Genomic DNA, 23,364 nt, shown 5'->3' on the forward strand with positions numbered 1-23,364 from the left:
CAGGATATGTAGCAAACGGTGAGTTAAGGGCGTTCTAACTGGCAGTGAACGCAGCCTGAACCTCAGAGCTTGCGCAGCGCCACTTCCTCGATCAGGTGATCGGCGCCCTTGCGCAGGATCAAGTCGGCGCGGGCGCGCGTCGGCAGGATGTTTTCGCGCAAATTCTTCAGGTTGATGTTGGTCCAAAGTCCTTCGGCGATGGCGCGGGCCGAATCCTCGGAGAGCTGCGAATAGCGGTGGAAGAAGGAGTCCGGATTGCGGAAGGCCGTCTCGCGCAGCCGCATGAAGCGGGAAATGTACCAGTTGTGGATCAGCTTCTCGTCGGCATCGATATAGATGGCGAAGTCGAAGAAGTCTGACAGGAAAGGCACGATCTTGCCGTCATGCGGCAGCTTGCCCGGTTGCAGGACATTGATACCTTCAAAGATCAGGATATCGGGCCGGTCGATGGTGACGAACTCGCCGGGAATGACGTCATAGGTGAGATGCGAATAGACCGGCGCGCGAACATCGGGCAGCGCCGACTTGATGCCCGAAAGGAAGCGCAGCAGCGCGCCGACATCGTAGCTGTCGGGAAAACCCTTGCGTTCCATCAGGTTTTCGCGGCGCAGCACCTCATTGGGCAGCAGAAAACCGTCGGTGGTGATGAGATCGACCTTGGGGCTCGACGGCCAGCGCGCCAGAAGCTCCTTCAGCACGCGCGCCGTGGTCGATTTGCCGACCGCGACGGAACCGGCAATGCCGATGATGAACGGCGTCTTGACCACGTCGACGGCGTTGAAGAAGGCCTGGCGCTGCCGGAACAGAAGCTGGCTCGCCTCGACATGGGCCGACAGAAGCCGCGACAGCGATAGATAGATGCGCGAGACCTCCGCGAGGTCGATCGGGTCGTTGAGCGAACGCAGGCGGCGGAATTCGTCGTCGCTCAGCGTCAGCGGCGTGTCGGCACGGAATCGCGACCATTGCTCGGCCGAGAAGAAACGAAAGGGGGAATATTTCTCGGTTGGCGCGAGCTGATCCATCGAGATACCTGCCCTCCCTCGCGGTCAGCCCTTGGGCCGTGACGCCTTTTCGGCGATGCCCGAACGCCCGGTGCGGCTGTCGAGCTCCTTGAGCACGTCGCTCAACGGAACACCCGAGATGCCGAGAACGACAAGCCAATGATATATAAGATCGGCGCTTTCGGAAACGAGGCCCTGTTTATCGCCCTTGACGGCGGCAATCACCGTCTCGACCGCCTCTTCGCCCAACTTCTGCGCCGCCTTGTCGATGCCGCGCGCGAACAGTTTCGCTGTCCACGAGTCGGCGTCACCGGAATGGGCGCGTTCCCTGATGATTTTTTCCAGATCGGGCAGCGAAAACTCGGTCATGCCGCCGTTTAGGACCGATCTTTCGTGGAGTCCAGCCGCATCGGCAGGCCGGCCTCAGCCATATGCGCCTTGGCCTGGGCGATCGTGTAGGTGCCGAAATGGAAGATCGAGGCTGCCAGCACGGCGCCGGCATGGCCGTCACGAATGCCTTCAATCAGGTGATCCAGCGTGCCGACGCCGCCCGAAGCGATGACCGGCGCGCGCACCGCGTCTGCAATCGCGCGGGTCAGCGCTATGTCGTAGCCGGCCTTGGTGCCGTCCCGGTCCATCGAGGTCAAAAGGATCTCGCCGGCGCCGCGATCGACCATTTTGCGGGCGAATTCGACCGCGTCGATGCCGGTCTTCTCGCGCCCGCCATGGGTGAAGATCTCCCAACGGTCGACCTCGCCGGTGCCGGAGACCTTCTTGGCGTCGATGGCGACGACGATGCACTGGTTGCCGAACTTGTCGGCGGCTTCGGCGACGAAGTCCGGATTCTTCACCGCCGCGGTGTTGATCGACACCTTGTCGGCGCCGGCCAGCAACAATTTCCTGATGTCGGCGACCTGTCGCACGCCGCCGCCGACGGTCAGCGGCATGAAGCACTGTTCGGCGGTACGGGCGATGACATCGAAGATGGTTTCACGGTTGTCGGACGAAGCCGTGATGTCGAGGAAACAAAGCTCGTCGGCACCGGCTGCGTCATAGGCCTTGGCCGCCTCGACCGGGTCACCAGCGTCGATCAGATCGACGAAATTGACGCCCTTGACGACGCGGCCATCCTTGACGTCGAGACATGGAATGACGCGGGCTTTCAGCATCAGCCGCCCTCTATCGTGGCGATGAGATCGTTGAGCAGCTGGCCGACCAGCGGTGGAACGTCGGACTGGGCGTCGAAAGCCGGATCGTAAGCGGAAACGGTGATGCCGACGACCGGCAGCGCCAACGCCATGGCGCAAGCCGCGTCGCGAAACTGTTCGGGGTTCGGACCGCCCGACGTGACATAGCGGTTGGCCTGCAGGTCCTTCGGGTTGTGCACGTCGAGGTCGAGATGCATGTGCACACGCTTGGCGCCCACGGCCTGCAGCTTTTGCGTCGCTTGCCCCACGCCTGGACATTCCGTGCGGATGACCGGCAAGGTCTCAAGAAGTTTTTTCTCCGCCGGGTCGAGATCACGGGCGTTGACGAGCACGCAGCGCGAGGGATCGATCGGCCGGAAGCCGGGAATGGCTGACGCCATCGGGCGCCAGCACAGGCCAAGCACCGTCGCCAGCGCCATGCCGTCGAGAAAACCGTAGACCGAGGTCTCGGGCGTGTTGAGGTCGCCATGCTGGTCGGCCCAGATGATTGCATCGGCACCCTCGCCGGCAACCGCGCCGGCTGATGTCAGGCAGTTCCCGGCGAGCACAATGGGAAAGCGCCCTCTGTCGATGGCAATGCGGACCTCGCCGGAGACGGCGTTGCAGACGGCAAAGCCGGTGCCGATTTCGCGCTCCTGATCGTCGCCGACCCGGCCGATATCCTCCACCGTGACCTCGTGGCCGGCCATGGTCAGCGCATCGACGAGACCACCTGAGATCAGCGCGTCCGGGCCCTGGCCCATGCCGCCATGGTAATGGCCGCTGTCGTAGGAGGCGAGGATGATGGTGATCTTCACGATTTCGCCTCCGGCACCGGCCGGCCCTTCAGGATCGCCAGCGCCTCGGCCGGATCGATGCGGCCATCATAAAGCGCACGGCCCGAGATGGCGCCTTCGAGCTTTCGCGCGTCGGGCATGGTCATTCGCACAATGTCGGCGATCGAGGCGAGGCCGCCCGAAGCGATGACCGGAATCGAAACCGCGTCGGCGAGGTCGATGGTGGCATCCCAGTTGATGCCGGTCAGCACGCCGTCGCGATCGATGTCGGTGTAGATGATGGCGGCAACACCGGCGCCCTCGAACTTCCTGGCCAGTTCGACGACCCCGAGGCTCGACGCCTCGGCCCAGCCCTCGACAGCCACCTTGCCGCCCTTGGCGTCGATGCCGACAGCCACCTTGCCCGGGAAAGCCTTGCAGGCCTGCCTGACCAGGTCGGGATCGCGCACCGCCACCGTGCCAAGGATGACGCGGGCGAGGCCGCGGTCCAGCCAGTCCTCGATCTGCGCAATCGTGCGGATGCCGCCGCCGAGTTGCACCGGGTTCCTGGTCGCCTTGAGGATGGCGCCAACCGCGGCGCTGTTGACGCTCTGGCCCTTGAAGGCGCCGTTGAGGTCGACGACATGCAGCCACTCGAAGCCCTGGTCCTCGAAGGCCCGCGCCTGGGCGGCGGGATCATCATTGTAGATGGTCGCGGTCGCCATATCGCCGTGCTTCAGGCGCACGCATTTTCCGTCCTTGAGGTCGATGGCAGGAAACAGGATCATCCGTTCAGGCGCCTTCAACGATGACGAAATGGCCCGTCGAGGCGGCAAGCCGGAACTTCGAGGCATGCCGATATTCCGGCGAATGGTAACATTCGACCGCCCTGTCGTAGGAGTCGAACTCGACCAGCACATGGCGGTTGCCGGTCGGCCCTTCCGGGTTCTCATGGCGGCCGGCGCGCACCGCAAACTTCGCGCCATACTTCGCAAAGGCAACCGCATTGGCCTCGATGTATTGCTTGTAAGTCTCGGGATCGCGGACATCGACCATCGCCATCCAGTAGCCCTTCTTGCTCATGATTTAGGGCCTCCAGCGCAGGAAATTGGTGATCAGCGCCAGGCCGAGCGCCTGGCTCTTTTCGGGATGGAACTGCGTACCGACGAGATTGTCGCGGGCAACGGTGGCCGTCACCGGCCCGCCATAGTCGGTTTCAGCCAGAACCTCGTCAGCCTTCCTCGCATCAAGATGGTAGGAATGGACGAAATAGGCATGCAACCCGTTGGTCCCGGTGGGAATGCCGGCAAACAGCGGATGCTCGCGCCTGAGCTCGATCGTGTTCCAGCCGATCTGCGGGATCTTCAGCGCCGGATCGGCCGGTGTGATCTCCTTGACGTCGCCCGAAATCCAGCCAAAGCCGTTGGTGATTGTCTTTTCGAGGCCGCGTTCGGACATCAGCTGCATGCCGACGCAGATGCCGAGGAAAGGCCGGCCCTTGGCAATCGCGACGTCCTCGACCGCGTCCCACATGCCGTCGACGGCGCGCAAGCCGGCCGCGCAGTCGGCATAGGCGCCGACGCCGGGCAGGACGATGCGGTCGGCGCTGCGTACCCTTTCGGCATCGGCCGTCAGGTCGATCTCGGCCGATATGCCGGCTTCGCGCGCGGCGCGCTCGAAGGCCTTGGTGGCCGAGCGCAGATTGCCCGAGCCGTAATCGATGATGGCTACCCGCATCTCAGGGCCGTCCCGGGATGTGGTTCAGCCCCAGCGCCATGCCGGGCTGCGCCGGGCGAGCCATGGCGGTATCCCGAACGATGCGCGGCGCGGGCGGCGCTTCCTCCGCACGTCCCTCGGCCTCCAGCGCATAGCGTATGTCGGCGTCGTCGAGCCGGCCGGCCTGAACCACGCCCCATTCATGCCAGCCGCGGCGGCGAAGGGCCGCGATGCGCAACCCTTGGCCCTCCAGGCCGACATAGAGCGAAACCAGCAGCGACAGCAGTGAGCTAGCCAGGCCAAGACCAAGCCTTTGGCCGAGCATCGAAAGCGCGCCCATGACGATGAAGGCAAGTGCTGCTTCGATCCACAGCCGGTTCCAGGCAAGCCATAGCGGCGGCACCAGCAGGCCGAGCCAAGTGAAGCCATCGCGGACAAAGGCCGACGTGTCGACCTTTTCGCTGCGGCCGGGCGGTTCCATCACGACATAGGTGGCCATAAGCCTATCCCTTCAACGAACCCTTGGTGGAAGGAACCGCGTCAGGCTGGCGCGGGTCATGCTCGAGTGCCGCGCGCAGCGCGCGCGCCACCGCCTTGAAGCAGGTCTCGGCAATATGGTGGTTGTTGGCGCCATAATGGTTGGTGACGTGCAGCGTAATACCGGCATTCTGCGCCAGCGCCTGGAAGAATTCACGCACCAGTTCGGTGTCGAAGGTACCAATTTTCGGCGATGAGAAGGAAACGTTCCAGACCAGGAACGGCCGGCCAGACACATCGATCGCCGCGCGCGTCAGCGTCTCGTCCATGGCAAGGTCGATCGAGGCGTAGCGCATGATGCCGCGCCGTTCGCCCAGCGCCTTGGTCAATGCCTGGCCGAGCGCGATGCCGGTGTCCTCGACGGTGTGGTGATCGTCGATATGCAGGTCGCCCTTCGCCCTGACCATCATGTCGATCAGCGAATGGCGCGAAAGCTGGTCCAACATGTGGTCGAAGAAGCCGACACCCGTGGCGATATCGGATTTACCCGAACCGTCGACATGGACCGACACCGAAATGTCGGTTTCCTTGGTCTTGCGGCTGGCTTCGGCGGAACGGGGCGCCATCACTCTATCCTTGTCCCAGCGGTCACATGGTGACCGGTTCACAGGCTTCAAGCGCTTGCGGGCTTGAAAACGAAAGCCTTCTACCAGCATGGTCCGGCGATTGCCAGTTGCCTCTCATAGCGGTATCGGCCTTGCTGGAGAGGCGATTTGCAATCATCGGTCCCGTGCATACATATGGCCGATCAAAGTTACTCGTACCGCGCCAATCGCCTTTTGGGATCGCGCGAATCGGAGCCCAGGAATGTCTGATAATCTGACCATGCACGCCACGACCATCGTGACCGTGCGCAAGGGCAACAAGGTGGTGATTGCCGGCGACGGCCAGGTCAGCCTTGGCCAGACCATCATGAAGGGCAATGCCCGCAAGGTGCGTCGCATCGGCAAGGGCGGCAATGTGATTGCCGGTTTCGCCGGTGCCACGGCGGATGCCTTCACGCTGCTGGAACGCCTCGAAGCCAAGCTCGAACAATATCCCGACCAGCTGACGCGCGCCTGCGTCGAGCTTGCCAAGGACTGGCGCACGGACCGCTATCTGCGCCGGCTGGAAGCGATGATGCTGGTGGCCGACAAGTCGATCTCGCTGGCGCTGACCGGCACCGGCGACGTGCTCGAACCCGAATATGGCGTCATGGCCATCGGTTCGGGCGGCAATTATGCGCTGGCCGCTGCCCGCGCGCTGATGGACACCGACAAGGATGCCGAAGAGATCGCCCGCAAGGCGATGCAGATTGCGTCCGATATCTGCGTCTACACCAACAACAACTTTGTTGTCGAAACGCTCGATGCCGCCTGAAGAGGTGGCGCTCTATGATTTTCGGCCGGTGACTGAAAAAGACCTGCCGATGATCGCCGGCTGGCTGGCCGAGCCTCATGTCGCGGAATGGTGGGACGATCCGCAGACGGAAATCGCCGGCATTCGCGATCATATCGACTCGATTTCCGTCGAGCCGCTGATCGTCGAGCTCGACGGCAAGCCGATCGCCTATCTGCAGAGCTACGATCCGCATATGGAAGACGACCATCCCTATGCCGATCAGCCATTCGGCACGCTCGGCATCGATCTCACGATCGGCCGGCCGGAGCTGATCGGCATCGGCCATGGTTCGGCAATCGTGCGCCAGTTCGTCGAAGATCTGTTCGAAGAAGGCGTGCCGCGTGTCATCATCGATCCCGACCCCGCCAACATCAGGGCCATCCGCGCCTATGAAAAAGCCGGATTCCGGGCCATTGATCGCCGGCAATCCAGATATGGCGACGTCGTGCTGATGGCTATCGATGCCGAAGAAGGCGATGCCGAGGACGGCGGGGACGAGGGGCAACAGGCATGAACGCATCCGGCGAGGACAAGGATCTCTCGGCCTACGAAAACAGCTGGCGGATGGGGCTGCTCATCGTGCTTGGCCTGATCACAGTCCAGGCGGTGACGCTCTATCTCATGGGCCACCCACTGATCTGCACTTGCGGCTACGTCAAGCTCTGGCATGGCGTGGTGAACAGTTCGGAGAATTCCCAGCACATTTCCGACTGGTACACCTTCTCGCACATCATCCACGGCTTCCTGTTCTACGCGCTGGCGAGATTCCTGTTTCCGCGCTCGCCGATCGGCCTGAGATTGGCATTCGCCGTGCTCATCGAGGGCGGCTGGGAAATCCTGGAAAACAGCCCGTTCATCATCGAACGCTACCGGGCCGGCACCATCTCGCTCGACTATTACGGCGACAGCATCATCAATTCGGTGTCCGACACACTGGCCATGGTGCTGGGATTTGTGATGGCGCGAAGGCTACCTATATGGGTGATCGTCAGCCTCGCCATCCTCTTTGAACTCGGTACCGGCTATCTGATCCGGGACAATCTGACACTCAACGTGATCATGCTGCTGCATCCGTTCGAGGCCATCAAGCAGTGGCAAAGTGGAATTCAGTGATATGAGCACATTTCTTCCCCGCGAAATCGTTTCGGAACTCGACCGCTTCATCATCGGCCAGAAGGACGCCAAGCGCGCCGTGGCTATCGCCTTGCGCAATCGCTGGCGCCGCCAGCAACTGGAAGGCCAGATGCGCGAAGAGGTGATGCCGAAGAACATACTGATGATCGGGCCGACCGGCGTCGGCAAGACCGAGATTTCACGCCGCCTGGCGCGCCTGGCTGGCGCGCCTTTCATCAAGGTCGAGGCGACCAAGTTCACCGAGGTCGGCTATGTTGGCCGTGACGTCGAACAGATCATCCGCGACCTGGTCGAGATTGCCATCGGCCTGGTGCGCGAGAAAATGCGCGAGGACGTCAAGGCGCGCGCCCACCTCAACGCCGAGGAACGCGTGCTGGAAGCGCTGGTCGGCAAGACGGCGAGCCCGGCGACGCGCGATAGCTTCCGCAAGAAGCTGCGCGACGGCGAGCTCGACGACAAGGAAATCGAGATCGAAGTGGCCGACACCGGCAATGGCGGCATGCCGGGCTTCGAGATTCCCGGCATGCCGGGCGCCAATATCGGCGTGCTCAACATCAACGACATGCTGTCGAAGGCGATGGGCGGCAAGAAGACCAAGTCGCGCAAGACCACGGTCAAGGAATCCTATGCGCTGCTGGTCAGTGATGAGTCCGACAAGCTGCTCGACCAGGACGAGGTGGTGCGCCAGGCGCTCGATGCAACAGAGAATGACGGCATCGTCTTTCTCGACGAGATCGACAAGATCGCCGCCAGATCGGATATTTCCGGCGGGCCTTCGCGCGAAGGCGTGCAGCGTGACCTGCTGCCGCTGGTCGAGGGCACCACGGTGGCGACCAAATACGGGTCAGTGAAGACCGACCATATCCTGTTTATCGCCTCCGGCGCCTTCCATGTCTCAAAGCCGTCCGACCTTTTGCCGGAACTGCAGGGCCGCCTGCCGATCCGCGTCGAGTTGCGCGCGCTGGAAAAGGACGATTTCGTCCGCATCCTCACCGAGACGGAAGCCAGCCTGATCAAGCAGTATATCGCTCTGATGAAGACCGAGGGCGTCGACCTCACCTTCACTGACGACGCCATCGATTCGCTGGCCGGCATCGCCGTCGACCTCAATGCCAGCGTCGAGAATATTGGCGCCAGGCGGTTGCAGACAGTGATGGAGCGTGTGCTGGATGAGATTTCATATGACGCACCAGACCGCAACGGCACGTCGGTCACCATCGACGCCGCCTATGTGGAAAAGCATGTCGGCGACCTCTCGCGAAACACAGATTTGTCGCGATTCATCCTTTAAAGAACGGCGCCGGCAGTTCAGGCCACATTTTCCGGCAAAATGAATCATGTGTGGCCAGATGGTACCATCTGGCCACCTTTCGTCTTGCGAGGTGAAGGGGCGCTCTCGACTCAACCCTGAGCTTTACCTAGTTTGCGCGGCAATATCGGTGGGCGGCGGCGCATGAAAAAACTGATTTCGATCATTCTCGGCTTGATGCTGGCGGCGACGGTGTTCGCCACTGAGGCGGCGACATTGGTGCCGCCGGGAAACCGCAACGCCGAGCAGCCTGACATTCCCGGCGCCTCGAGCCGGCGCACGCAGGCGACCAACACCACCTTCCAGGCGAAGTATCGCAAGGTCTACGCCTTGCTGCAGAACGACCCTGATCTGCGCGCCAAGATCAAGAAGGCTGCTTCCGCCTACGGCATCGACCCTATGCACATCGTCGGCGCCATCGTCGGCGAGCACACCTACAATGTCGATGCCTATGACCGGCTGCAGACCTATTACGTCAAGGCGATCTCCTATCTCTCCAGCAAGCTGTCCTTCGCCTATGATGGCGAGGACATCACCGATTTCGTGCAGCGGCCCGAATTCAAGAAATGCGCCGCCATGTCGGACAGCTACGATCTGTGGGAATGCCGCGAGCAGGTGTGGAACCACGCATTTCGCGGCAAGAATGTTGGCGGCGAGGACTTCCCCGACGACCGTTTCGGCGCCACCTTCTTCCAGCCCTATTATGCCGGCCAGACTTTTGGCCTCGGCCAGTTGAACCCGCTCACCGCGCTGCAGATGAGCGATCTCGTTCACAAGGTGTCCGGCCTGCCGAAGCTCGACGTCGCTGACCCCAATTCGGTCTACAAGACCATCATGGATCCCGACCTGACGCTGCCTTATGTCGCCGCGACGATCAGGAAATCGATCGACGCCTACAAGAGCATTGCCGGCTTCGACATCTCGGGCAATCCGGGACTGACCGCCACGCTCTACAATGTCGGCAATCCGGAACAGCGCGCCTATGCGCTAAAGGCGGAAAACGACAAGCACCGCGCCGCAGGTGAACAGGCGAAGCTGCCGGAAGAGAATTATTATGGCTGGCTGGTCAACGACAAGCTGCCCGAGCTGAAGGCGCTTTTCTAACGGGCTGAGGTTTCAGGCCCGCCGCGAGCCGAAGTTGGAGCCGGCCCTTACCACAGGTTTGCGCCGCCCCTCATTGCCCTGCCGGGCATTTCTCCCCGTATAGTGACGGTGAGAAAGACGCTTTCATCAACGTTTTCGCCAATTTTCAGCGCCGCAAGATGAACGCCGGGGCCGCGACTGCCCCCTTCTCCCCGTTCACGGGGAGAAGATGCCGGCAGGCAGATGAGGGGCGGCGCAGACCTCGATAATTGGCGCGACGGCTCAGGCGGCCAGCAACGACTTCAGCTTCACGGCCTGCGATTCCAGCGCTTCCGGCGCCGGCCTGGCCTGCTTGCCGATCAGCATTTCGGCCAACCTGATGTCCCGGGCCACCGCATTGCCGGGACCGATGCCGCTGGCCGCCACCAGCCTGCCATCCCCGGCTAGATGGAAGAGGATGAAGGCGCCGTCACCAAGATCGCGGCGAACCGTGCTTTTCCCTTCGTCCGAAAGCCCAGCGATCTGCAGCGACAAGCCATATTGATCCGACCAGAACCACGGTACTGAAGCATGCGCCTCACCGGCGCCCAACATGTTCTTAGCCGCCAGCGCGCCTTGTTCCTGGGCGTTGCGCCAGGCCTCCAGCCGCACGCGGCGGCCGCCATAGACGGCAAGCGGGAACGAACAGCAGTCGCCGGCGGCAAAGATGTCGGGATCGCTGGTGCGGAGTTCCACGTCAACGGCAATGCCGTTGTCGATGGTCAGGCCGGCTTCGGCCGCTACCCCGGTCACCGGTATGGCGCCGATGCCGATGATGGCGAGATCGGCTGTGATTTCGCGCCCGCCGGCAAGCCCCACTCGCACTTGCCTGCCGTCGTCGGCGATTGACGCAATGCCTTCACCGCACACGATGTCGACGCCTTCGGCGATGTGCGCCTGATGGATGATTTCGGCGATCTCGACCGGGACGCCGCGCATCAGGATGCGCAGCTGTGCCTCGATGACGGTGACCGAAGCGCCGAGCTTGCGCGCAGCGGCAGCGAGCTCGAGGCCGATGAAGCCGCCGCCGATGACGGCAATGCGGTTGCCGGCACCGAGATGGGCACGAATGGCCAGCGCATCAGCGAAAGTGCGCAGATAGACGCAGCGCGCGCCAAGGCCAGGCATCGGCAGCTTGCGCGGGATCGAGCCTGTGGCCAGCAGAAGCTTGTCGTAAGGCAGCACCGAACCATCCGACAGGCGCACCGTATGCGCGGCGCGATCGATCGCCACGGCCTGGACGGAATGGATATGCCGGATCGATTTCCCGGCCAGCACCTCGTCGCTGGCGATAACCTTGATTTCCGGCGCGTCGCTGGCCATCGCCTCCTTGGACAGAGGCGGTCGCTCGTAAGGCAGATGCGGCTCGTCGCCGACCAGCGTCACCGGCCCGTCATAGCCGAGATCGCACAGCGCCAGTGCCGCCCGCCCGCCGCATTCGCCGGCGCCGATGATGACCATCCCGCGCGCCATGTCCGTCATCCGATCTGGACGAGGACTTTGCCGGCATCGACCTTGACCGGATAGGTTTTCAGGTTGACGCAGACCGGGGCGCCCCTGGCCGCGCCCGTCTTGTAGTTGAAGCGGCCATTGTGCTTGGGGCATTCGATGATGTCGTCCATCACCAGACCGTCGGCCAGATGCACCTTCTCATGCGTGCATAGACCATCGGTGGCGAAGTATTCGTCGTCCGGGGAACGGTAGATCGCGAAGGTGCGGCCGCCGTGGTCGAAGCGCATCACATCCTCTTCATCGATATCCGTGGCGTCGCACGCCTCGACCCAATCGCTCATAAATCCTCCCGGTAAAATCCTGTGCCCGGCCTGGGCTCTTGTCATTCCGCCGCCATCGCGGCGTAGTTGTGAAATTCCTCGCGGTACGGCCTGGCGGTCGGCGGCAGTTCGCGCCTGAGAAAGTAATCTTCGTTGCGCAGCTGGCGCAGGAAGGCCGGGATCATCTCGCGGTAACCGGCCAGGATCGATCGTGTCGGCACAGGCAAATCGTGCTTGATCAGCCCATGCAGTCTCGGCAGCGCGTGATAGGGCACCATCGGGAACATGTGATGCTCGACATGATAGTTCATGTTCCAGTAGATGAAGCGGCTGATCGGGTTCATGTAGACGGTACGGCTGTTCAGCCGATGGTCGATGACATTGTCGGCGAGGCCGCCATGCTGCAGCAGGCCGACCATGACATGGTGCCAGGCGCCATAGAGCCTGGGCAGGCCAACCAGCATCAAGGGCAGAAACGATCCGGAATACAGTGCCAGCGCGATGGTCGCGGCATAGATCGCCGTCCAGATGCGGGCAATGCGGATCGCCTTGCCCTGTTCCTGCTCGGGAATGAAGGTCTTTTCGGCGGCGCTTATGTTGCCGGCGGCGTTGCGCAGCATGTCTGACATCGCATGCCAGGCATCGAGCACGCCGACAAAGCCGAGCATGGCGCGAGCCAGGTCCGGCGGCCGCATGACCGAGATTTCCGGGTCGCGGCCGACGATGATGGTGTCGGTGTGATGGCGCGTGTGGCTCCAGCGCCAGGTCACCGGATTGCGCATGATCATGAAGCAGGCGATCTGATAGACCACATCGTTCATCCACTGCGTCCGGAACGCCGTGCCATGACCGCATTCATGCCAGCGTGAATCGGTCGACGAGCCGTAGAGCACGCCATAGACGAAGAAGAACGGCACGCACCCCCAGGTTCCCCAGAACCAGGCGCCGCCGGCGCCGCTGACGATGAGGGCGGCGAGCCAGATCGCGGTGTCGCGGATCGCCGGTCCGTCGGAGCGCTGCATCAGCTCCTTCATCTGCTTGCGAGGAATGTCGGTGTGATACCACTCGGCCGCCGACAGGCCGTTTTCCACGGCGAGCTTGGCGTCGCGGCCGATCAGGCTGTAGTCACGCCGGGACGGCGTTACGGTCATGATTGCCTCCCACGGCAGGGCATTCGCCCAGGCGAATACCGCTTAGTTCTTGGCTTCGAGCCTGAAAATACCGCCGACCAATGATAGACTCAATATCACAAAGATAGTTTCTATCATTTCCTATCAAAATGATGTAATCTTGTTCGGCAATTGAACGAGAGCGACTATGGCGAAACGGCCGACCATTACCGATCTGGCACGCGTCTCCGGGGTCAGTGTTGCCACGGTGGACCGCGTGCTCAACAGCCGCCTGCCGGTGCGCGAGGATACCGCGCGCCGCGTCTACGAAGCCGCGACCGAGATCGGCTACCACGCCGCTGGCCTGATCAAGCAGCGGATGCGCCATGAACTGCCGGAGTATCGGCTCGGCTTTCTGTTGTTGAGGGGCAATTATGTCTTCTACAGCGAGTTCGCCCGCGAGCTTGAACTGGCCATATCGCGATCGCCGCGCTTTCGCGGCGTCGCTATCATCGACTTTGCCGACTCGCTAGCGCCTGATGAAATCGTCGAGCGCGCGCGCAAACTGGCCACCAAATGCAGGGCCATCGCCCTGGTCGGGCCGGATCACCCGACACTGACGGTCGCTGTCGAGGAGATGAAGGCCAGGGGATTGCCGGTGTTTTCTCTGCTGTCTGACTTCGCCGCGGGTATTCGCGAAGGCTATGTCGGCCTCGACAATCGCAAGGTTGGCCGCAGCGCGGCCTGGATGATCTCGAAAGCGGCGAAACGGCCGGGAAAGGTCGCGCTGTTCGTCGGCAGCCACCGCTTTCACGGCCACGAACTGCGCGAGATCGGCTTTCGCTCCTTCTTCCGCGAACAGGCGCCGGACTTCACCTTGCTGGAAACGCTGGTCAATCTCGAGGCCAACCAGATCACCCAGGACACACTGCTCGAACTTCTCGGCCGCCACCCTGATCTGGTCGGCTGTTACGTCGCCGGCGGCGGCATGGAAGGCGCGGTCGCGGCGCTAAGGCAGGCCAGGCCAGCCGAGATGCCGGCGGTGGTCTGCAACGAGATCACGGCGGTCTCGCGTTCTGCTCTCGCCGACGGCATCCTGACCATGGTGATCTCGACGCCGCTGGCCGCACTTTGCCGCGAACTGCTGGACCTGATGGTGCATGCTATCGAGACGGGCGCGGCGAACGCACCGGGACAGACCTTCCTGCCGTTCGACATTTATCTGCCCGAAAATATCTAGCAACATTCTTTCTCCCTCGAACGCGAAGCCGAAGCGCGAAGCAGAGTTGAAAGTCGGACCACCCATATATTATGGTCCGCTAATGGGCATGGGCGGATTTGGGTACATCGCGTTTGGCAAGGATGAGCTCTATGCGCGTGGAGCGCTCTTCAGCGCCCTTCGCCTGCTGCATTTTGTGCCCAAGGCTAGAATTTCAGTCCTGACAGACCGGCCAAGCGTTTTCGACGGCTACCCAATCGAGGCGATCGAGCTCACCACCAAACAAATGACCGAGATGTCTTTTGGCGATCGCTACATGTTTGGCATCAAGGCTGCCGGCATTATCGCGCTGCTGCAGCGTTGCGATCGCCTGTTTTTCATGGATACCGACATCTACCCTGTCGGCAATATATCGAGATGCTTCGGCCAGATATCCCCTTCCCACTCCATTATGAGAAAATGCGAAGGGGCAAAGGCCGCCTATCGAGCAATCGCGGACAAAGGATTTCTGCTTGGAGGCCAGCGGCTGTCCGGACGTGAACCGATGTGGAACAGCGGCGTCATTGGCGTCGACCAATCCAATCTTCCGGCGCTGACTGACGCCTACCAGGCAATCGAGCAAATGATCGGCGTCGTTGAAGCGCACACGGCGGAGCAGTTCTGCATTGGTGTGGCGTTGTCACAACACGGCCGTTCCATAAGCGGACACTGGCTGCCGCTTCGGAACTACAACACCAGGGGTCGGAAGCTCTTCGCCAGGCAGCGCCTTGAAGCCTTTTTCGAGCGCGTCAACCATCTGCCCGTAAGCCAGCAGATAGAGTCTGCGGCAAAGTACCGGGTGTGGCGGGCGCCGCTGGACCTGTGGATGCAGCGGGACATCTGGCACTTCTAGCCCACAGGCACTGTCCTGTCGCTGATATCTCAGACGTGCCTTGCCTTGGGCCTGCCCTGACACAGCACACAGTCTCTCACCCGCTTCTCCGCATCGGCCAAAATCGCGCGTCCGGTTTTGGAATCGCCCTTGACGCATCGTGGCGAAATGGAATAAATATTTCACCAACTGTACATTTTGGTTCTTTCGTTCCGGAATATCTGTTTCACAAAGATGGTTTGACGTTCCAGCAAAAAAGGAACGCCGCGCGGAGCGAAACGCCGTCAGGGAGAGATTCCCCGGGGAGATCGGGGATTCCGGATAGATCGGTGCAACCGGACACCAAAAGTGGAGGAGAGATACAATGAAGAAACTGCTTTTGGGCGTCGCCTTCGCGGCGCTGATGAGTTCATCCGCCATGGCCGCCAAGATCGGCGTGTCGATGGCCAAGTTCGACGACAACTTCCTCACCGTGCTGCGCAACGGCATGATCGCCCAGGCCAAGGGCATAAGCGGCGTCGAGCTGCAGGTCGAAGACGCCCAGAACGATGTTGCCAAGCAACTCGACCAGATCAAGAACTTCGCGGCTTCGGGCGTCGACGCCATCATCGTCAACCCGGTCGACACCTCGGCCACGCAGGCGATGTCGGACGCCGCAGCAGCGGCCAAGATTCCGCTGGTCTACGTCAATCGCCAGCCGGTCAATGTCGACACACTGCCCGACAACCAGGCCTTTGTCGCCTCGAACGAGGCCGATTCCGGCACGCTCGAGACCAAGGAAGTCTGCCGCCTGTTCAAGGAAGCCGGCAAGAAGGAAGCCAATGTCTATGTCATCATGGGCGAGCTTTCCAACCAGGCCGCCGTACAGCGCACCAAGGACATCGACGACGTGATCGCCACGCCGGATTGCAGCTTCATCAAGATCATCGACAAGCAGACGTCGAACTGGAACCGCGACGAAGCGCAGAACCTGATGACCAACTGGCTGTCGACGGGCAAGAAGTTCGATGGCGTGATCGCCAACAATGACGAGAGCGCCATCGGCGCCATCCAGGCGATGAAGGCCGCCAACATCGACATGAAGGCTGTTGTCGTCGGCGGTGTCGACGCCACCCAGGACGCGTTGGTGGCAATGCAGGCAGGCGACCTCGACGCAACCGTGTTCCAGGACGCGGCCGGCCAGGGCGCGGGTGCTCTGGATGCGGCGCTGAAGCTGGCCAAGGGCGAGAAGGTCGACCACAAGGTCTACATCCCCTTCCAGCTCGTCACTCCTGCCAACATCGACAAGTTCCTGAAGAAGAACTGAGCCACGGACATACGGAGCGGCGCTCTCGCGCAAGGCAGTGCCGCTCCTCTTCCCTCAGCGCCTCCAGGTGCTGAGGAACGACGGTGGCTGACGGAGGATAGAAGATTGTCACAGACATCGCATGGCGTCGGCGGGGTCAGCTATGACGCGAAGAAGCGCACATGGCCGGCCGAATTCAACGTCTTCCTGGCGCTCGTCATTCTCGTCGTCATCTTCGAACTGATCGGCCGCATCTTTCTCGGCGACAGTTTCCTGTTCAACACGCGCAGCGATGTCGGCGGCCTCTTCAACGAGGCGCGGCTGCAGATCATCATCCTGCAGGTGTCGATCGTCGGCATCATCGCCATCGGCGTGACGCAAGTGATTATTTGCGGCGGCATCGACCTGTCTTCCGGCTCTATCGTCGGCGCGACAGCAATGATCGCCATGAGTTTCGCCCAGGTGGCAACGGTCAACGGCAACCCCAACCCCAAGGCGATGTTCCTGGCGCAAGGCTGGACCGACCTGCCGGTTCTCGTACCGGTGCTGGTGGCGATCGGCTGTGGGCTTCTGGCCGGCCTCGTCAATGGCTCGTTGATCGCCTACACGCGCATTCCGCCGTTCATCGCCACGCTCGGCATGATGGTGACCGCGCGCGGCATCGCCAAATGGTGGTCCAAGGGCCAGCCGATCTCGTTTCCGACTGACAGTTTCGCGGCAATCGGCAAGGGCCTGATGCCGGTCATCATCTTCCTGTCCCTGGCGGTTCTGTTCCAGTTGATCATGACCTACACAAAATACGGAAAGCACAGTTACGCCATCGGCTCCAACGAAGACGCCGCGCGCATGTCCGGCATCAAGATCGCCAACCACAAAATCCTCGTCTACGTCATCGCCGGCATACTCGCCGCGCTCGCCGCCGTGGTGCTGAGCTCCAAGAACCTGACCGCGCAGTCCGGCATGGGTGTGATGTACGAACTCGACGCCATCGCCATGGCGGTCATCGGCGGCGTCTCGCTGTCGGGTGGCCGTGGGTCGATCATCGGCACGGTCATCGGCTCGCTGATCTTCGGCGTCATCATCTCCGGCTTCACCTTCCTGCGCCTCGACGCCTACTACCAGGAGATGGTCAAGGGCGTGATCATTGTCGGCGCGGTCGTTCTCGACCAGTGGCGCCAACGCCTGCGGGCATTGAGGGCTTGACCATGTCAGACATCGTCCTGAAGACCGAAAACCTGACCAAGCGCTATGGCGGCGTACATGCGCTGGAAGGCGCGAATTTCGAGCTGCGCAAAGGCGAGCATGTGGCCATCATGGGCGACAATGGCGCCGGCAAGTCGACCTTCGTGCGCCAGATCACCGCTGTCGAGCAGCGCACCAGCGGCCAGATCTGGTTCGACGGCAAGGAAGTGAATTTTGCTGGGCCGATCGAGGCACGCACGGCGGGTATCGAGACCGTGTTCCAGAACCTGGCGCTGGCCGACGACCTCGACGTGCCGTCGAACCTGTTTCTTGGCCGCGAAAAGGTGCTGTTCAATCTCGGCCCGTTCTCGATCCTCGACCGCAAATACATGCGCAAGGCGACCGAGGCGGCACTGATCCGCACGGCGGTGAAAATCCCCAACCTCTCCAACACCATCCGCCACATGTCGGGCGGCCAGCGCCAATGCGTGGCGATTGCCAGGACCGCGACCTTCGCTTCCAAGCTCGTCATCATGGACGAACCAACGGCGGCGCTCGGCGTGCAGGAGACGGCGCAGGTCGAGAACATCATCCGCACGCTGAAGGACAATGGCGAATCGTTGATCCTGGTCAGCCACAACATGCGCCAGGTGTTCGACCTCTGCGATCGCATCGTTGTCTTCCGGCGTGGCCGCATCGTTGCCAATCTGCGCAAGGAGAACACCGACGGAAACGACATCGTCTCCTACATCACCGGCGCCAAGACCGGAGAGGCGGAACTCGCGGCATAAGGCCGGGCGCGGAGGCGATGGTCATCGCCTCCCTGTCGATCTTGTCTTGACCGGAAAATCACCCGCGCCCATGACCGGCGCCGACAGCTTCGAACCATCCTCAAAGGACACTCCATGACTCTCCGCTTCGCCCTCCTCGGTGCCGGCCGCATCGGCAAGGTCCACGCCCGCGCCGTCGGCTCCAACCCGCAGGCCAAACTGGTTGCCGTCGCCGACGCCTTCGAGAAAGCGGCGAAGGAACTGGCATCGGCCTATGGCGCCGAAGTGCGTACGATCGATGCCATCGAGAAATCCGAAGATATCGACGCCGTCGTCATCTGCACGCCGACCGACACCCACGCGGATCTGATCGAGCGTTTCGCCAAGGCCGGCAAGGCGATCTTCTGCGAGAAGCCGATCGACCTCAACGTCAAGCGTGTGGAAAAATGCCTGGCCGTGGTCGAGAAGACCAAGGCGACGCTGATGGTCGGCTTCAACCGGCGCTTCGATCCGCATTTCGCCGCCGTGCGCAAGGCCATCGACGATGGCGCCATCGGCACGGTCGAGATGGTGACCATCACCTCGCGCGATCCGGGCGCACCGCCGATCGACTACATCAAGCGCTCGGGCGGCATTTTTCGTGACATGACCATCCATGATTTCGACATGGCGCGCTTCCTGCTCGGCGAGGAGGTGGTTGCGGTCAGCGCGCATGCCTCGGTGCTGGTCGACAAGAAGATTGGTGCTGCCGGCGATTTCGACTCGGTCAGCGTCATCCTGGAAACGGCTTCCGGCAAGCAGGCCATCATCTCCAACTCGCGCCGCGCCACCTATGGCTATGACCAGCGCATCGAAGTGCATGGCTCGAAAGGCATGGTCGCGGCCGAGAACCAGCGGCCGGTGTCGATCGAAGTCGCGAACGAAAAGGGCTATACGCGCCCGCCACTGCACGACTTCTTCATGACGCGCTATCTCGATGCCTATGCTCTTGAGATCGCTGCCTTCATCACGGCGGCAACCTCTGGCAAGAAGGCTGCTCCGAGCGGCGCTGACGGCCTTGTGGCGCTGAAGCTGGCCGATGCGGCGCTGAAGTCGGCAACAACAGGCAAGACCGTCCGCCTCGACAAGTAAGAATTTGGGCCCAAGGCACAGGAGCACAGCGATGAGCGCATCAGCCGATCGCAATTTACAAACGCGCGCCATCGTCACCGGCGGCGCGCAAGGCATCGGCTTTGCCGTTGCCGAGGCGCTGGCCGACGAGGGCTGCCGGGCGCTGGCGCTTATCGGCCGCTCGCAAGAGAAGGGCGACAAGGCCGTTGCCCACTTCAAGACGCTGGGCGTCGACGCGATCTTCATCAGCGCCGATGTCTCAAAAGTGGCGGACTGCAAGCGCGCCGTCGCCACGGCGATCTCGCATTTCGGCACACTCAACGCGCTGGTCAACGCCGCCGCCACGTCGGCGCGCGGGTCGTTGGTCGAAACCTCGGAAGAGCTTTTCGACCAGATCTTCGACACCAACGTGCGCGGCCCGTTCTTCCTGATGCAGGGACTGGTCGCGCATCTCCTGGAGCGCAAGGCGCCGGGCTCGATCGTCAACGTCCTGTCGATGTCGGCGCATGCCGGCCAGTCCTTCCTGACGCCCTACTCGACCAGCAAGGGCGCGCTGATGACGCTGACCAAGAACGTCGCCAGCTCCTACCGGCGGAACCGCATCCGCTGCAATGCGGTGCTGCCCGGCTGGATGGACACGGAGGGCGAGGCGATCGTGCAGAAGAAGTGGCACGATGCGCCGGATGACTGGCTGGAAAAGGCCGAGGCCGCGCAACCGATGGGCCAGCTTGTGAAGCCGGCTCAGCTCGCCCGGCTGATCAGCTACATGATCAGCCCGCAGGCCGGCGTCATGACCGGATCGCTGGTTGACTATGACCAAAACATCGCCGGGGTGGTCGGCGAGTAGCCGAGCCCAGCGAAAACGCCCATCACTTCGTCATCCACGGGCGGAGGAGCGAAGCGACGCGGCGCAGACCCGAGGATCCTGCCGGGACTCGGGAGCGCCGCCACGGTGCAGATTTCTGCACCGCCGCATCCTTTGGCTAATGGCACGGAATGGATCCCAGGGTCTTCGCGACGGAGCTTCGCTCCTGCCTCGCCCTGGGATGACGAAATCGCGTGGGTTCGGCCCATTCCGAATGGGATGCCAACACCCCCGTGACAAACGCCTCCGCATCGACTATATGAGCCGCATGATCAACCTGTCCGCCACGTATTGGTACTTTAGGAGCTCGCTGGCGGCGGGAGGATTGCGCTCGATCTGAAGATTGCAGCAACAAGATCCGAACAGCCGCCAGACCTGGCGGCTTTTTTGTATCAGCCGGCAGGTCTCTTGAAACAGGAGCAGAAAGCCGTGTTGACCACCACAGACGACCTTCGGGTCATGGAAATCCGAGAACTGAGTACGCCGGACCAGGTGATGCGGGAGATACCGCGCACGCTGACGGCAACGCGCACCGTCAGCGCGTCACGCAATGCCATCCACGCCATCCTGAACGGGACCGATGACCGGCTGCTCGTCGTCGTCGGCCCGTGTTCGATCCACGATCCGGTCGCGGCCGTTGACTATGCCAGCCGTCTGGCGGCGCTGCGCGAGATCCTGTCCGACCGGCTCGAGATCGTGATGCGGGTGTATTTTGAAAAGCCGCGCACGACCGTGGGCTGGAAGGGCCTGATCAACGATCCCGACCTCGACGGCAGTTTCAACATCGACAAGGGACTGCGGATGGCGCGCAACGTGCTCTCGGCCGTCAACAATCTCGGCCTGCCGGCGGCAACCGAATTCCTCGACATGACGACGCCGCAATACATTGCCGACCTCGTCGCCTGGGGCGCCATTGGCGCGCGCACCACCGAGAGCCAGATCCATCGTGAACTCGCCTCGGGGCTCTCCTGCCCGGTCGGCTTCAAGAACGGTACCGACGGCAATCTGCGGATCGCCGCGGAGGCGGTGAAATCCGCCGCCCAGCCGCACCATTTCATGGCGGTAACCAAGGGAGGGCGCAGCGGCATCGCGACCACCACGGGCAATGAAGACTGCCACGTCATCCTGCGCGGCGGCGTTCAGCCCAACTACGACGCCGCAAGCGTCGAAGCCGCCTCTGTGGAACTCGCCCGTATCGGTGTGGCGCCCCGATTGATGATCGATGTCAGCCACGCCAACTCGGCCAAGAAGCCGGAGAACCAGCCCAAGGTCGCGGCGGATGTCGCCGGGCAGGTCGCGGCGGGCGACGAGCGCATCATTGGCCTCATGATCGAGAGCAATCTCGTCGCCGGCCGGCAAGACGTGGTGCCCGGCAAGCCGTTGGTCTACGGCCAGAGCATCACCGATGGCTGCATCGACTGGGCGACCACCGAAACCGTGCTGCACGGCCTTGCCGGTGCCGTCGAGTGGCGTCGGTCGGCACGCCGCGCCATGCTGGAGAACCGTCAGGGTGCCGCCTGATACAGTTGGCGATATAGGAGGGCGGCGCTAGGCTACGCCGCCCTCAATCCTTCCCATGCTGTAAACACGGCAACCGCAAAGAGCAGCAGTCCGGCCGCGCGGCCGGCAAGAGTGGTCGCCCGCGGATTGGCGATCAAAAGATTGCGGCTGCGGCCGGCTGTGATGGCGAGCCCACCATAGATCGCGGCCTGGGTCAGGACTGTCATCAGGCCCATGACAGTCGCCTGCATCCAGATCGGGCCGTAGTCCGGCTTCAGGAACTGCGGATAGACGGCAAGCACGAACAAGTATGCCTTGGGATTGATCAGGCAGGTTACCAGTCCTTGTCGAAACGCCTTCCATGCGGTGCGGCTGCCGGCGGGGCCGCCCTCGCCGACAGTGATGGAGCTCCGCATCAGCGTGATGCCGATGAAGGCCATGTAGGCGGCACCAGCGATCAGCAGCGGCTTGAACAGGATCGGCACGAAATGCATCAGCAGGCCGACGCCGATGGCACCGTTCAGCGTGTGCACCATGCCGCCGACCATGATGCCACCGGTCGCGGCCAGGCCCCTGTCGCGTCCGCCGGTCAGCGCATTGGCCAGCACGAACAGCATGTCCATGCCGGGAACAACGATGATGCCGAACAGCAGGATAAAGAAAAGCCAGAGATTTTCCGCGTAACCCATGTCAGTTGCCTGTCGCCTCGCTCCGCCAAGCCGCAGCGGAACCTGTTGATTTTCAATCCGGTAGGCGATCCTATAGGTTAGCCCAACTGACGAGGATGTGTCAGTTGTGATCGGCATCGGGTGAGAAAAATGCGCAAGGCGTCACGCCTGTTCGAGATCATCCAGATCCTGCGGCTGGCGCGCCAGCCGGTGACGGCGGCCATGATTGCCGAGCAGCTGGAGGTGACGGTGCGCTCGATCTATCGCGACATCGCAGCCCTGCAGGCGATGCGCGTGCCGATCGAAGGCGGGCGCGGCATCGGCTATATCCTGCGCCCCGGCTTCGACCTGCCGCCGCTGATGTTTTCGATCGAGGAGATGGAGGCGATCGTCCTGTCGCTGGCGCTGCTGGAGCGCACGGGGGACGACGAGCTCAAGCAGGCGGCCAAGCGGGTCAGCGCCAAGATCGCCGGTTCGGTGCCGCCGCCGCTACGCCAGACATTCGAAGCCAATGCGCTGCATGCCTGGGGTTTCGCCGCGCCGTCGGCCGGCTCGATCGACCTAGCGCTGGTGCGCCGCGCCATCCGTGACGAGGAGAAGCTCGACCTCTCCTATCGCGACGAAATGGGCCGCACCTCCGAGCGCCTCATCCGCCCGATCGCGCTGATCTACTATGCTGAAACCGCCAACATCGTCGCCTGGTGTGAGTTGCGCCAGGCGATCCGCAATTTCCGCAGCGACCGGATCGAGAATTGCCAGCCGACCGGGTTACGCTTCAAGGGCGAAGGCGATCGCCTGCGGCAGGTCTGGGTGAGCGGCTGGGAGACAAATGTTGCTGCGGTTGGTTGAGG

Annotated in this window: 27 protein-coding genes; 14 read left to right on the forward strand and 13 right to left on the reverse strand. The window is 62.3% G+C overall.

Translation table 11 applies throughout. The features are described from left to right. Nucleotides 1-62: 62 nt before the first annotated feature. Genes coaA through hisB form a run of 9 tightly spaced genes read right to left on the reverse strand, consistent with a single transcriptional unit; the run spans nt 63 to nt 5,783 of the window. Nucleotides 63-1,022, reverse strand: a complete 960-nt coding sequence (gene coaA, locus A3A9_RS0129890; protein ID WP_027032527.1) for a type I pantothenate kinase — start codon at nt 1,020-1,022, stop codon at nt 63-65. 24 nt (nt 1,023-1,046) lie between these two features. Continuing rightward, nucleotides 1,047-1,370 carry a phosphoribosyl-ATP diphosphatase gene (locus A3A9_RS0129895; RefSeq protein ID WP_027061916.1) on the reverse strand — a complete coding sequence of 108 codons (324 nt, stop codon included), beginning with the start codon at nt 1,368-1,370 and terminating at the stop codon, nt 1,047-1,049. An 8-nt stretch (nt 1,371-1,378) separates the two neighbouring features. After that, the gene (gene hisF / locus A3A9_RS0129900) at nt 1,379-2,173 is read right to left on the reverse strand and encodes an imidazole glycerol phosphate synthase subunit HisF (protein ID WP_027061917.1); all 795 of its coding nucleotides are present in this window, start codon (nt 2,171-2,173) and stop codon (nt 1,379-1,381) included. Next, a complete protein-coding gene (locus A3A9_RS0129905; protein WP_027061918.1) occupies nt 2,170-3,006 on the reverse strand; it encodes an arginase family protein in 837 nt (278 codons plus the stop codon). Before A3A9_RS0129905 ends, hisF begins: the two co-directional genes overlap by 4 nt. Further along, nucleotides 3,003-3,752 (reverse strand): 1-(5-phosphoribosyl)-5-[(5-phosphoribosylamino)methylideneamino]imidazole-4-carboxamide isomerase, encoded by a 750-nt coding sequence (gene hisA, locus A3A9_RS0129910; protein WP_027061919.1) that lies wholly within the window; start codon nt 3,750-3,752, stop codon nt 3,003-3,005. Before hisA ends, A3A9_RS0129905 begins: the two co-directional genes overlap by 4 nt. 4 nt (nt 3,753-3,756) lie before the next feature. Further along, a complete protein-coding gene (locus A3A9_RS0129915; protein ID WP_027061920.1) occupies nt 3,757-4,047 on the reverse strand; it encodes a DUF1330 domain-containing protein in 291 nt (96 codons plus the stop codon). 3 nt (nt 4,048-4,050) lie between these two features. After that, nucleotides 4,051-4,701: an imidazole glycerol phosphate synthase subunit HisH gene (gene hisH, locus A3A9_RS0129920; protein ID WP_027061921.1), complete on the reverse strand. Its 651-nt coding sequence runs from the start codon at nt 4,699-4,701 to the stop codon at nt 4,051-4,053. A 1-nt stretch (nt 4,702) separates the two neighbouring features. Beyond that, complete coding sequence (locus tag A3A9_RS0129925; protein ID WP_027061922.1) at nt 4,703-5,179, reverse strand: DUF2628 domain-containing protein; 477 nt, start codon at nt 5,177-5,179, stop codon at nt 4,703-4,705. A 4-nt stretch (nt 5,180-5,183) separates the two neighbouring features. Then, a complete protein-coding gene (gene hisB, locus A3A9_RS0129930) occupies nt 5,184-5,783 on the reverse strand; it encodes an imidazoleglycerol-phosphate dehydratase HisB (protein ID WP_027061923.1) in 600 nt (199 codons plus the stop codon). A gap of 241 nt (nt 5,784-6,024) precedes the next feature. Here hisB and hslV point away from each other — a divergent pair, with 241 nt between their 5' ends. The 5 genes from hslV (at nt 6,025) to A3A9_RS0129955 (ending at nt 10,144) form a co-directional block, all read left to right on the forward strand. Beyond that, nucleotides 6,025-6,576 carry an ATP-dependent protease subunit HslV gene (gene hslV, locus A3A9_RS0129935; protein WP_027061924.1) on the forward strand — a complete coding sequence of 184 codons (552 nt, stop codon included), beginning with the start codon at nt 6,025-6,027 and terminating at the stop codon, nt 6,574-6,576. Next, the gene (locus A3A9_RS0129940) at nt 6,566-7,111 is read left to right on the forward strand and encodes a GNAT family N-acetyltransferase (protein ID WP_027061925.1); all 546 of its coding nucleotides are present in this window, start codon (nt 6,566-6,568) and stop codon (nt 7,109-7,111) included. Before hslV ends, A3A9_RS0129940 begins: the two co-directional genes overlap by 11 nt. Continuing rightward, nucleotides 7,108-7,710 (forward strand): DUF2585 domain-containing protein, encoded by a 603-nt coding sequence (locus A3A9_RS0129945; protein ID WP_027061926.1) that lies wholly within the window; start codon nt 7,108-7,110, stop codon nt 7,708-7,710. The genes A3A9_RS0129940 and A3A9_RS0129945 overlap by 4 nt, the downstream gene beginning before the upstream one ends. 1 nt (nt 7,711) lies before the next feature. After that, nucleotides 7,712-9,022: an ATP-dependent protease ATPase subunit HslU gene (gene hslU / locus A3A9_RS0129950; protein ID WP_027061927.1), complete on the forward strand. Its 1,311-nt coding sequence runs from the start codon at nt 7,712-7,714 to the stop codon at nt 9,020-9,022. Between the two features lie 162 nt (nt 9,023-9,184). Then, nucleotides 9,185-10,144: a DUF1402 family protein gene (locus A3A9_RS0129955; RefSeq protein WP_027061928.1), complete on the forward strand. Its 960-nt coding sequence runs from the start codon at nt 9,185-9,187 to the stop codon at nt 10,142-10,144. Between the two features lie 261 nt (nt 10,145-10,405). Here the strand turns inward: A3A9_RS0129955 and A3A9_RS0129960 are convergent, their stop codons facing one another. The 3 genes from A3A9_RS0129960 to A3A9_RS0129970 are packed head-to-tail and all read right to left on the reverse strand — an operon-like array spanning nt 10,406 to nt 13,085. Then, nucleotides 10,406-11,644: an NAD(P)/FAD-dependent oxidoreductase gene (locus A3A9_RS0129960; protein ID WP_027061929.1), complete on the reverse strand. Its 1,239-nt coding sequence runs from the start codon at nt 11,642-11,644 to the stop codon at nt 10,406-10,408. Continuing rightward, nucleotides 11,641-11,955, reverse strand: a complete 315-nt coding sequence (locus A3A9_RS0129965; protein ID WP_027061930.1) for a MocE family 2Fe-2S type ferredoxin — start codon at nt 11,953-11,955, stop codon at nt 11,641-11,643. The genes A3A9_RS0129960 and A3A9_RS0129965 overlap by 4 nt, the downstream gene beginning before the upstream one ends. Before the next feature lie 41 nt (nt 11,956-11,996). Then, nucleotides 11,997-13,085 carry a fatty acid desaturase family protein gene (locus A3A9_RS0129970; RefSeq protein ID WP_027061931.1) on the reverse strand — a complete coding sequence of 363 codons (1,089 nt, stop codon included), beginning with the start codon at nt 13,083-13,085 and terminating at the stop codon, nt 11,997-11,999. 166 nt (nt 13,086-13,251) lie between these two features. Here A3A9_RS0129970 and A3A9_RS0129975 point away from each other — a divergent pair, with 166 nt between their 5' ends. The 8 genes from A3A9_RS0129975 to A3A9_RS0130010 all read left to right on the forward strand — a co-directional run bounded on the left by A3A9_RS0129975 (nt 13,252) and on the right by A3A9_RS0130010 (nt 21,866). Then, nucleotides 13,252-14,283, forward strand: a complete 1,032-nt coding sequence (locus A3A9_RS0129975) for a LacI family DNA-binding transcriptional regulator (protein WP_027061932.1) — start codon at nt 13,252-13,254, stop codon at nt 14,281-14,283. Nucleotides 14,284-14,365: 82 nt separating this feature from the next. After that, on the forward strand, nt 14,366-15,154 hold the full coding sequence (locus A3A9_RS0129980; RefSeq protein ID WP_027061933.1) for a hypothetical protein: 789 nt from the start codon (nt 14,366-14,368) through the stop codon (nt 15,152-15,154). A gap of 343 nt (nt 15,155-15,497) precedes the next feature. Next, a complete protein-coding gene (locus tag A3A9_RS0129985) occupies nt 15,498-16,439 on the forward strand; it encodes a sugar ABC transporter substrate-binding protein (protein WP_027061934.1) in 942 nt (313 codons plus the stop codon). Nucleotides 16,440-16,544: 105 nt separating this feature from the next. Next, complete coding sequence (locus tag A3A9_RS0129990) at nt 16,545-17,621, forward strand: ABC transporter permease (RefSeq protein WP_027061935.1); 1,077 nt, start codon at nt 16,545-16,547, stop codon at nt 17,619-17,621. A gap of 2 nt (nt 17,622-17,623) precedes the next feature. Beyond that, on the forward strand, nt 17,624-18,391 hold the full coding sequence (locus tag A3A9_RS0129995; RefSeq protein WP_027061936.1) for an ATP-binding cassette domain-containing protein: 768 nt from the start codon (nt 17,624-17,626) through the stop codon (nt 18,389-18,391). A gap of 114 nt (nt 18,392-18,505) precedes the next feature. Then, complete coding sequence (gene iolG / locus A3A9_RS0130000) at nt 18,506-19,501, forward strand: inositol 2-dehydrogenase (RefSeq protein ID WP_027061937.1); 996 nt, start codon at nt 18,506-18,508, stop codon at nt 19,499-19,501. Between the two features lie 31 nt (nt 19,502-19,532). Then, on the forward strand, nt 19,533-20,327 hold the full coding sequence (locus A3A9_RS0130005; protein ID WP_027061938.1) for an SDR family oxidoreductase: 795 nt from the start codon (nt 19,533-19,535) through the stop codon (nt 20,325-20,327). Nucleotides 20,328-20,774: 447 nt separating this feature from the next. Continuing rightward, nucleotides 20,775-21,866, forward strand: coding sequence for a 3-deoxy-7-phosphoheptulonate synthase (locus tag A3A9_RS0130010; protein WP_027061939.1), 1,092 nt, complete (start codon nt 20,775-20,777; stop codon nt 21,864-21,866). Between the two features lie 32 nt (nt 21,867-21,898). On the opposite strand, the gene A3A9_RS0130015 is transcribed toward A3A9_RS0130010, so the two are convergent. Continuing rightward, on the reverse strand, nt 21,899-22,534 hold the full coding sequence (locus A3A9_RS0130015; protein ID WP_027061940.1) for a LysE family translocator: 636 nt from the start codon (nt 22,532-22,534) through the stop codon (nt 21,899-21,901). 129 nt (nt 22,535-22,663) lie between these two features. Here A3A9_RS0130015 and A3A9_RS0130020 point away from each other — a divergent pair, with 129 nt between their 5' ends. After that, entirely contained in the window at nt 22,664-23,362 is a 699-nt protein-coding gene (locus A3A9_RS0130020; RefSeq protein ID WP_027061941.1) for a helix-turn-helix transcriptional regulator, read from the forward strand. Nucleotides 23,363-23,364: the final 2 nt, after the last annotated feature.

Origin of the sequence: Mesorhizobium loti CJ3sym (assembly GCF_000472785.1) — a bacterium.
In the GTDB taxonomy this organism is placed as follows: domain Bacteria; phylum Pseudomonadota; class Alphaproteobacteria; order Rhizobiales; family Rhizobiaceae; genus Mesorhizobium; species Mesorhizobium loti_E.

What these genes read in the sequence shown, in the direction of transcription:
- coaA (WP_027032527.1), bottom strand. Translation starts at nt 1,022, where the DNA reads ATGGATCAGCTCGCGCCAACCGAGAAATATTCCCCCTTTCGTTTCTTC.
- A3A9_RS0129895 (WP_027061916.1), bottom strand. Translation starts at nt 1,370, where the DNA reads ATGACCGAGTTTTCGCTGCCCGATCTGGAAAAAATCATCAGGGAACGC.
- hisA (WP_027061919.1), bottom strand. Translation starts at nt 3,752, where the DNA reads ATGATCCTGTTTCCTGCCATCGACCTCAAGGACGGAAAATGCGTGCGC.
- A3A9_RS0129915 (WP_027061920.1), bottom strand. Translation starts at nt 4,047, where the DNA reads ATGAGCAAGAAGGGCTACTGGATGGCGATGGTCGATGTCCGCGATCCC.
- hisH (WP_027061921.1), bottom strand. Translation starts at nt 4,701, where the DNA reads ATGCGGGTAGCCATCATCGATTACGGCTCGGGCAATCTGCGCTCGGCC.
- A3A9_RS0129925 (WP_027061922.1), bottom strand. Translation starts at nt 5,179, where the DNA reads ATGGCCACCTATGTCGTGATGGAACCGCCCGGCCGCAGCGAAAAGGTC.
- hisB (WP_027061923.1), bottom strand. Translation starts at nt 5,783, where the DNA reads ATGGCGCCCCGTTCCGCCGAAGCCAGCCGCAAGACCAAGGAAACCGAC.
- hslV (WP_027061924.1), top strand. Translation starts at nt 6,025, where the DNA reads ATGTCTGATAATCTGACCATGCACGCCACGACCATCGTGACCGTGCGC.
- A3A9_RS0129940 (WP_027061925.1), top strand. Translation starts at nt 6,566, where the DNA reads ATGCCGCCTGAAGAGGTGGCGCTCTATGATTTTCGGCCGGTGACTGAA.
- A3A9_RS0129945 (WP_027061926.1), top strand. Translation starts at nt 7,108, where the DNA reads ATGAACGCATCCGGCGAGGACAAGGATCTCTCGGCCTACGAAAACAGC.
- hslU (WP_027061927.1), top strand. Translation starts at nt 7,712, where the DNA reads ATGAGCACATTTCTTCCCCGCGAAATCGTTTCGGAACTCGACCGCTTC.
- A3A9_RS0129955 (WP_027061928.1), top strand. Translation starts at nt 9,185, where the DNA reads ATGAAAAAACTGATTTCGATCATTCTCGGCTTGATGCTGGCGGCGACG.
- A3A9_RS0129960 (WP_027061929.1), bottom strand. Translation starts at nt 11,644, where the DNA reads ATGACGGACATGGCGCGCGGGATGGTCATCATCGGCGCCGGCGAATGC.
- A3A9_RS0129965 (WP_027061930.1), bottom strand. Translation starts at nt 11,955, where the DNA reads ATGAGCGATTGGGTCGAGGCGTGCGACGCCACGGATATCGATGAAGAG.
- A3A9_RS0129970 (WP_027061931.1), bottom strand. Translation starts at nt 13,085, where the DNA reads ATGACCGTAACGCCGTCCCGGCGTGACTACAGCCTGATCGGCCGCGAC.
- A3A9_RS0129975 (WP_027061932.1), top strand. Translation starts at nt 13,252, where the DNA reads ATGGCGAAACGGCCGACCATTACCGATCTGGCACGCGTCTCCGGGGTC.
- A3A9_RS0129980 (WP_027061933.1), top strand. Translation starts at nt 14,366, where the DNA reads ATGGGCATGGGCGGATTTGGGTACATCGCGTTTGGCAAGGATGAGCTC.
- A3A9_RS0129985 (WP_027061934.1), top strand. Translation starts at nt 15,498, where the DNA reads ATGAAGAAACTGCTTTTGGGCGTCGCCTTCGCGGCGCTGATGAGTTCA.
- A3A9_RS0129995 (WP_027061936.1), top strand. Translation starts at nt 17,624, where the DNA reads ATGTCAGACATCGTCCTGAAGACCGAAAACCTGACCAAGCGCTATGGC.
- iolG (WP_027061937.1), top strand. Translation starts at nt 18,506, where the DNA reads ATGACTCTCCGCTTCGCCCTCCTCGGTGCCGGCCGCATCGGCAAGGTC.
- A3A9_RS0130005 (WP_027061938.1), top strand. Translation starts at nt 19,533, where the DNA reads ATGAGCGCATCAGCCGATCGCAATTTACAAACGCGCGCCATCGTCACC.
- A3A9_RS0130015 (WP_027061940.1), bottom strand. Translation starts at nt 22,534, where the DNA reads ATGGGTTACGCGGAAAATCTCTGGCTTTTCTTTATCCTGCTGTTCGGC.
- A3A9_RS0130020 (WP_027061941.1), top strand. Translation starts at nt 22,664, where the DNA reads ATGCGCAAGGCGTCACGCCTGTTCGAGATCATCCAGATCCTGCGGCTG.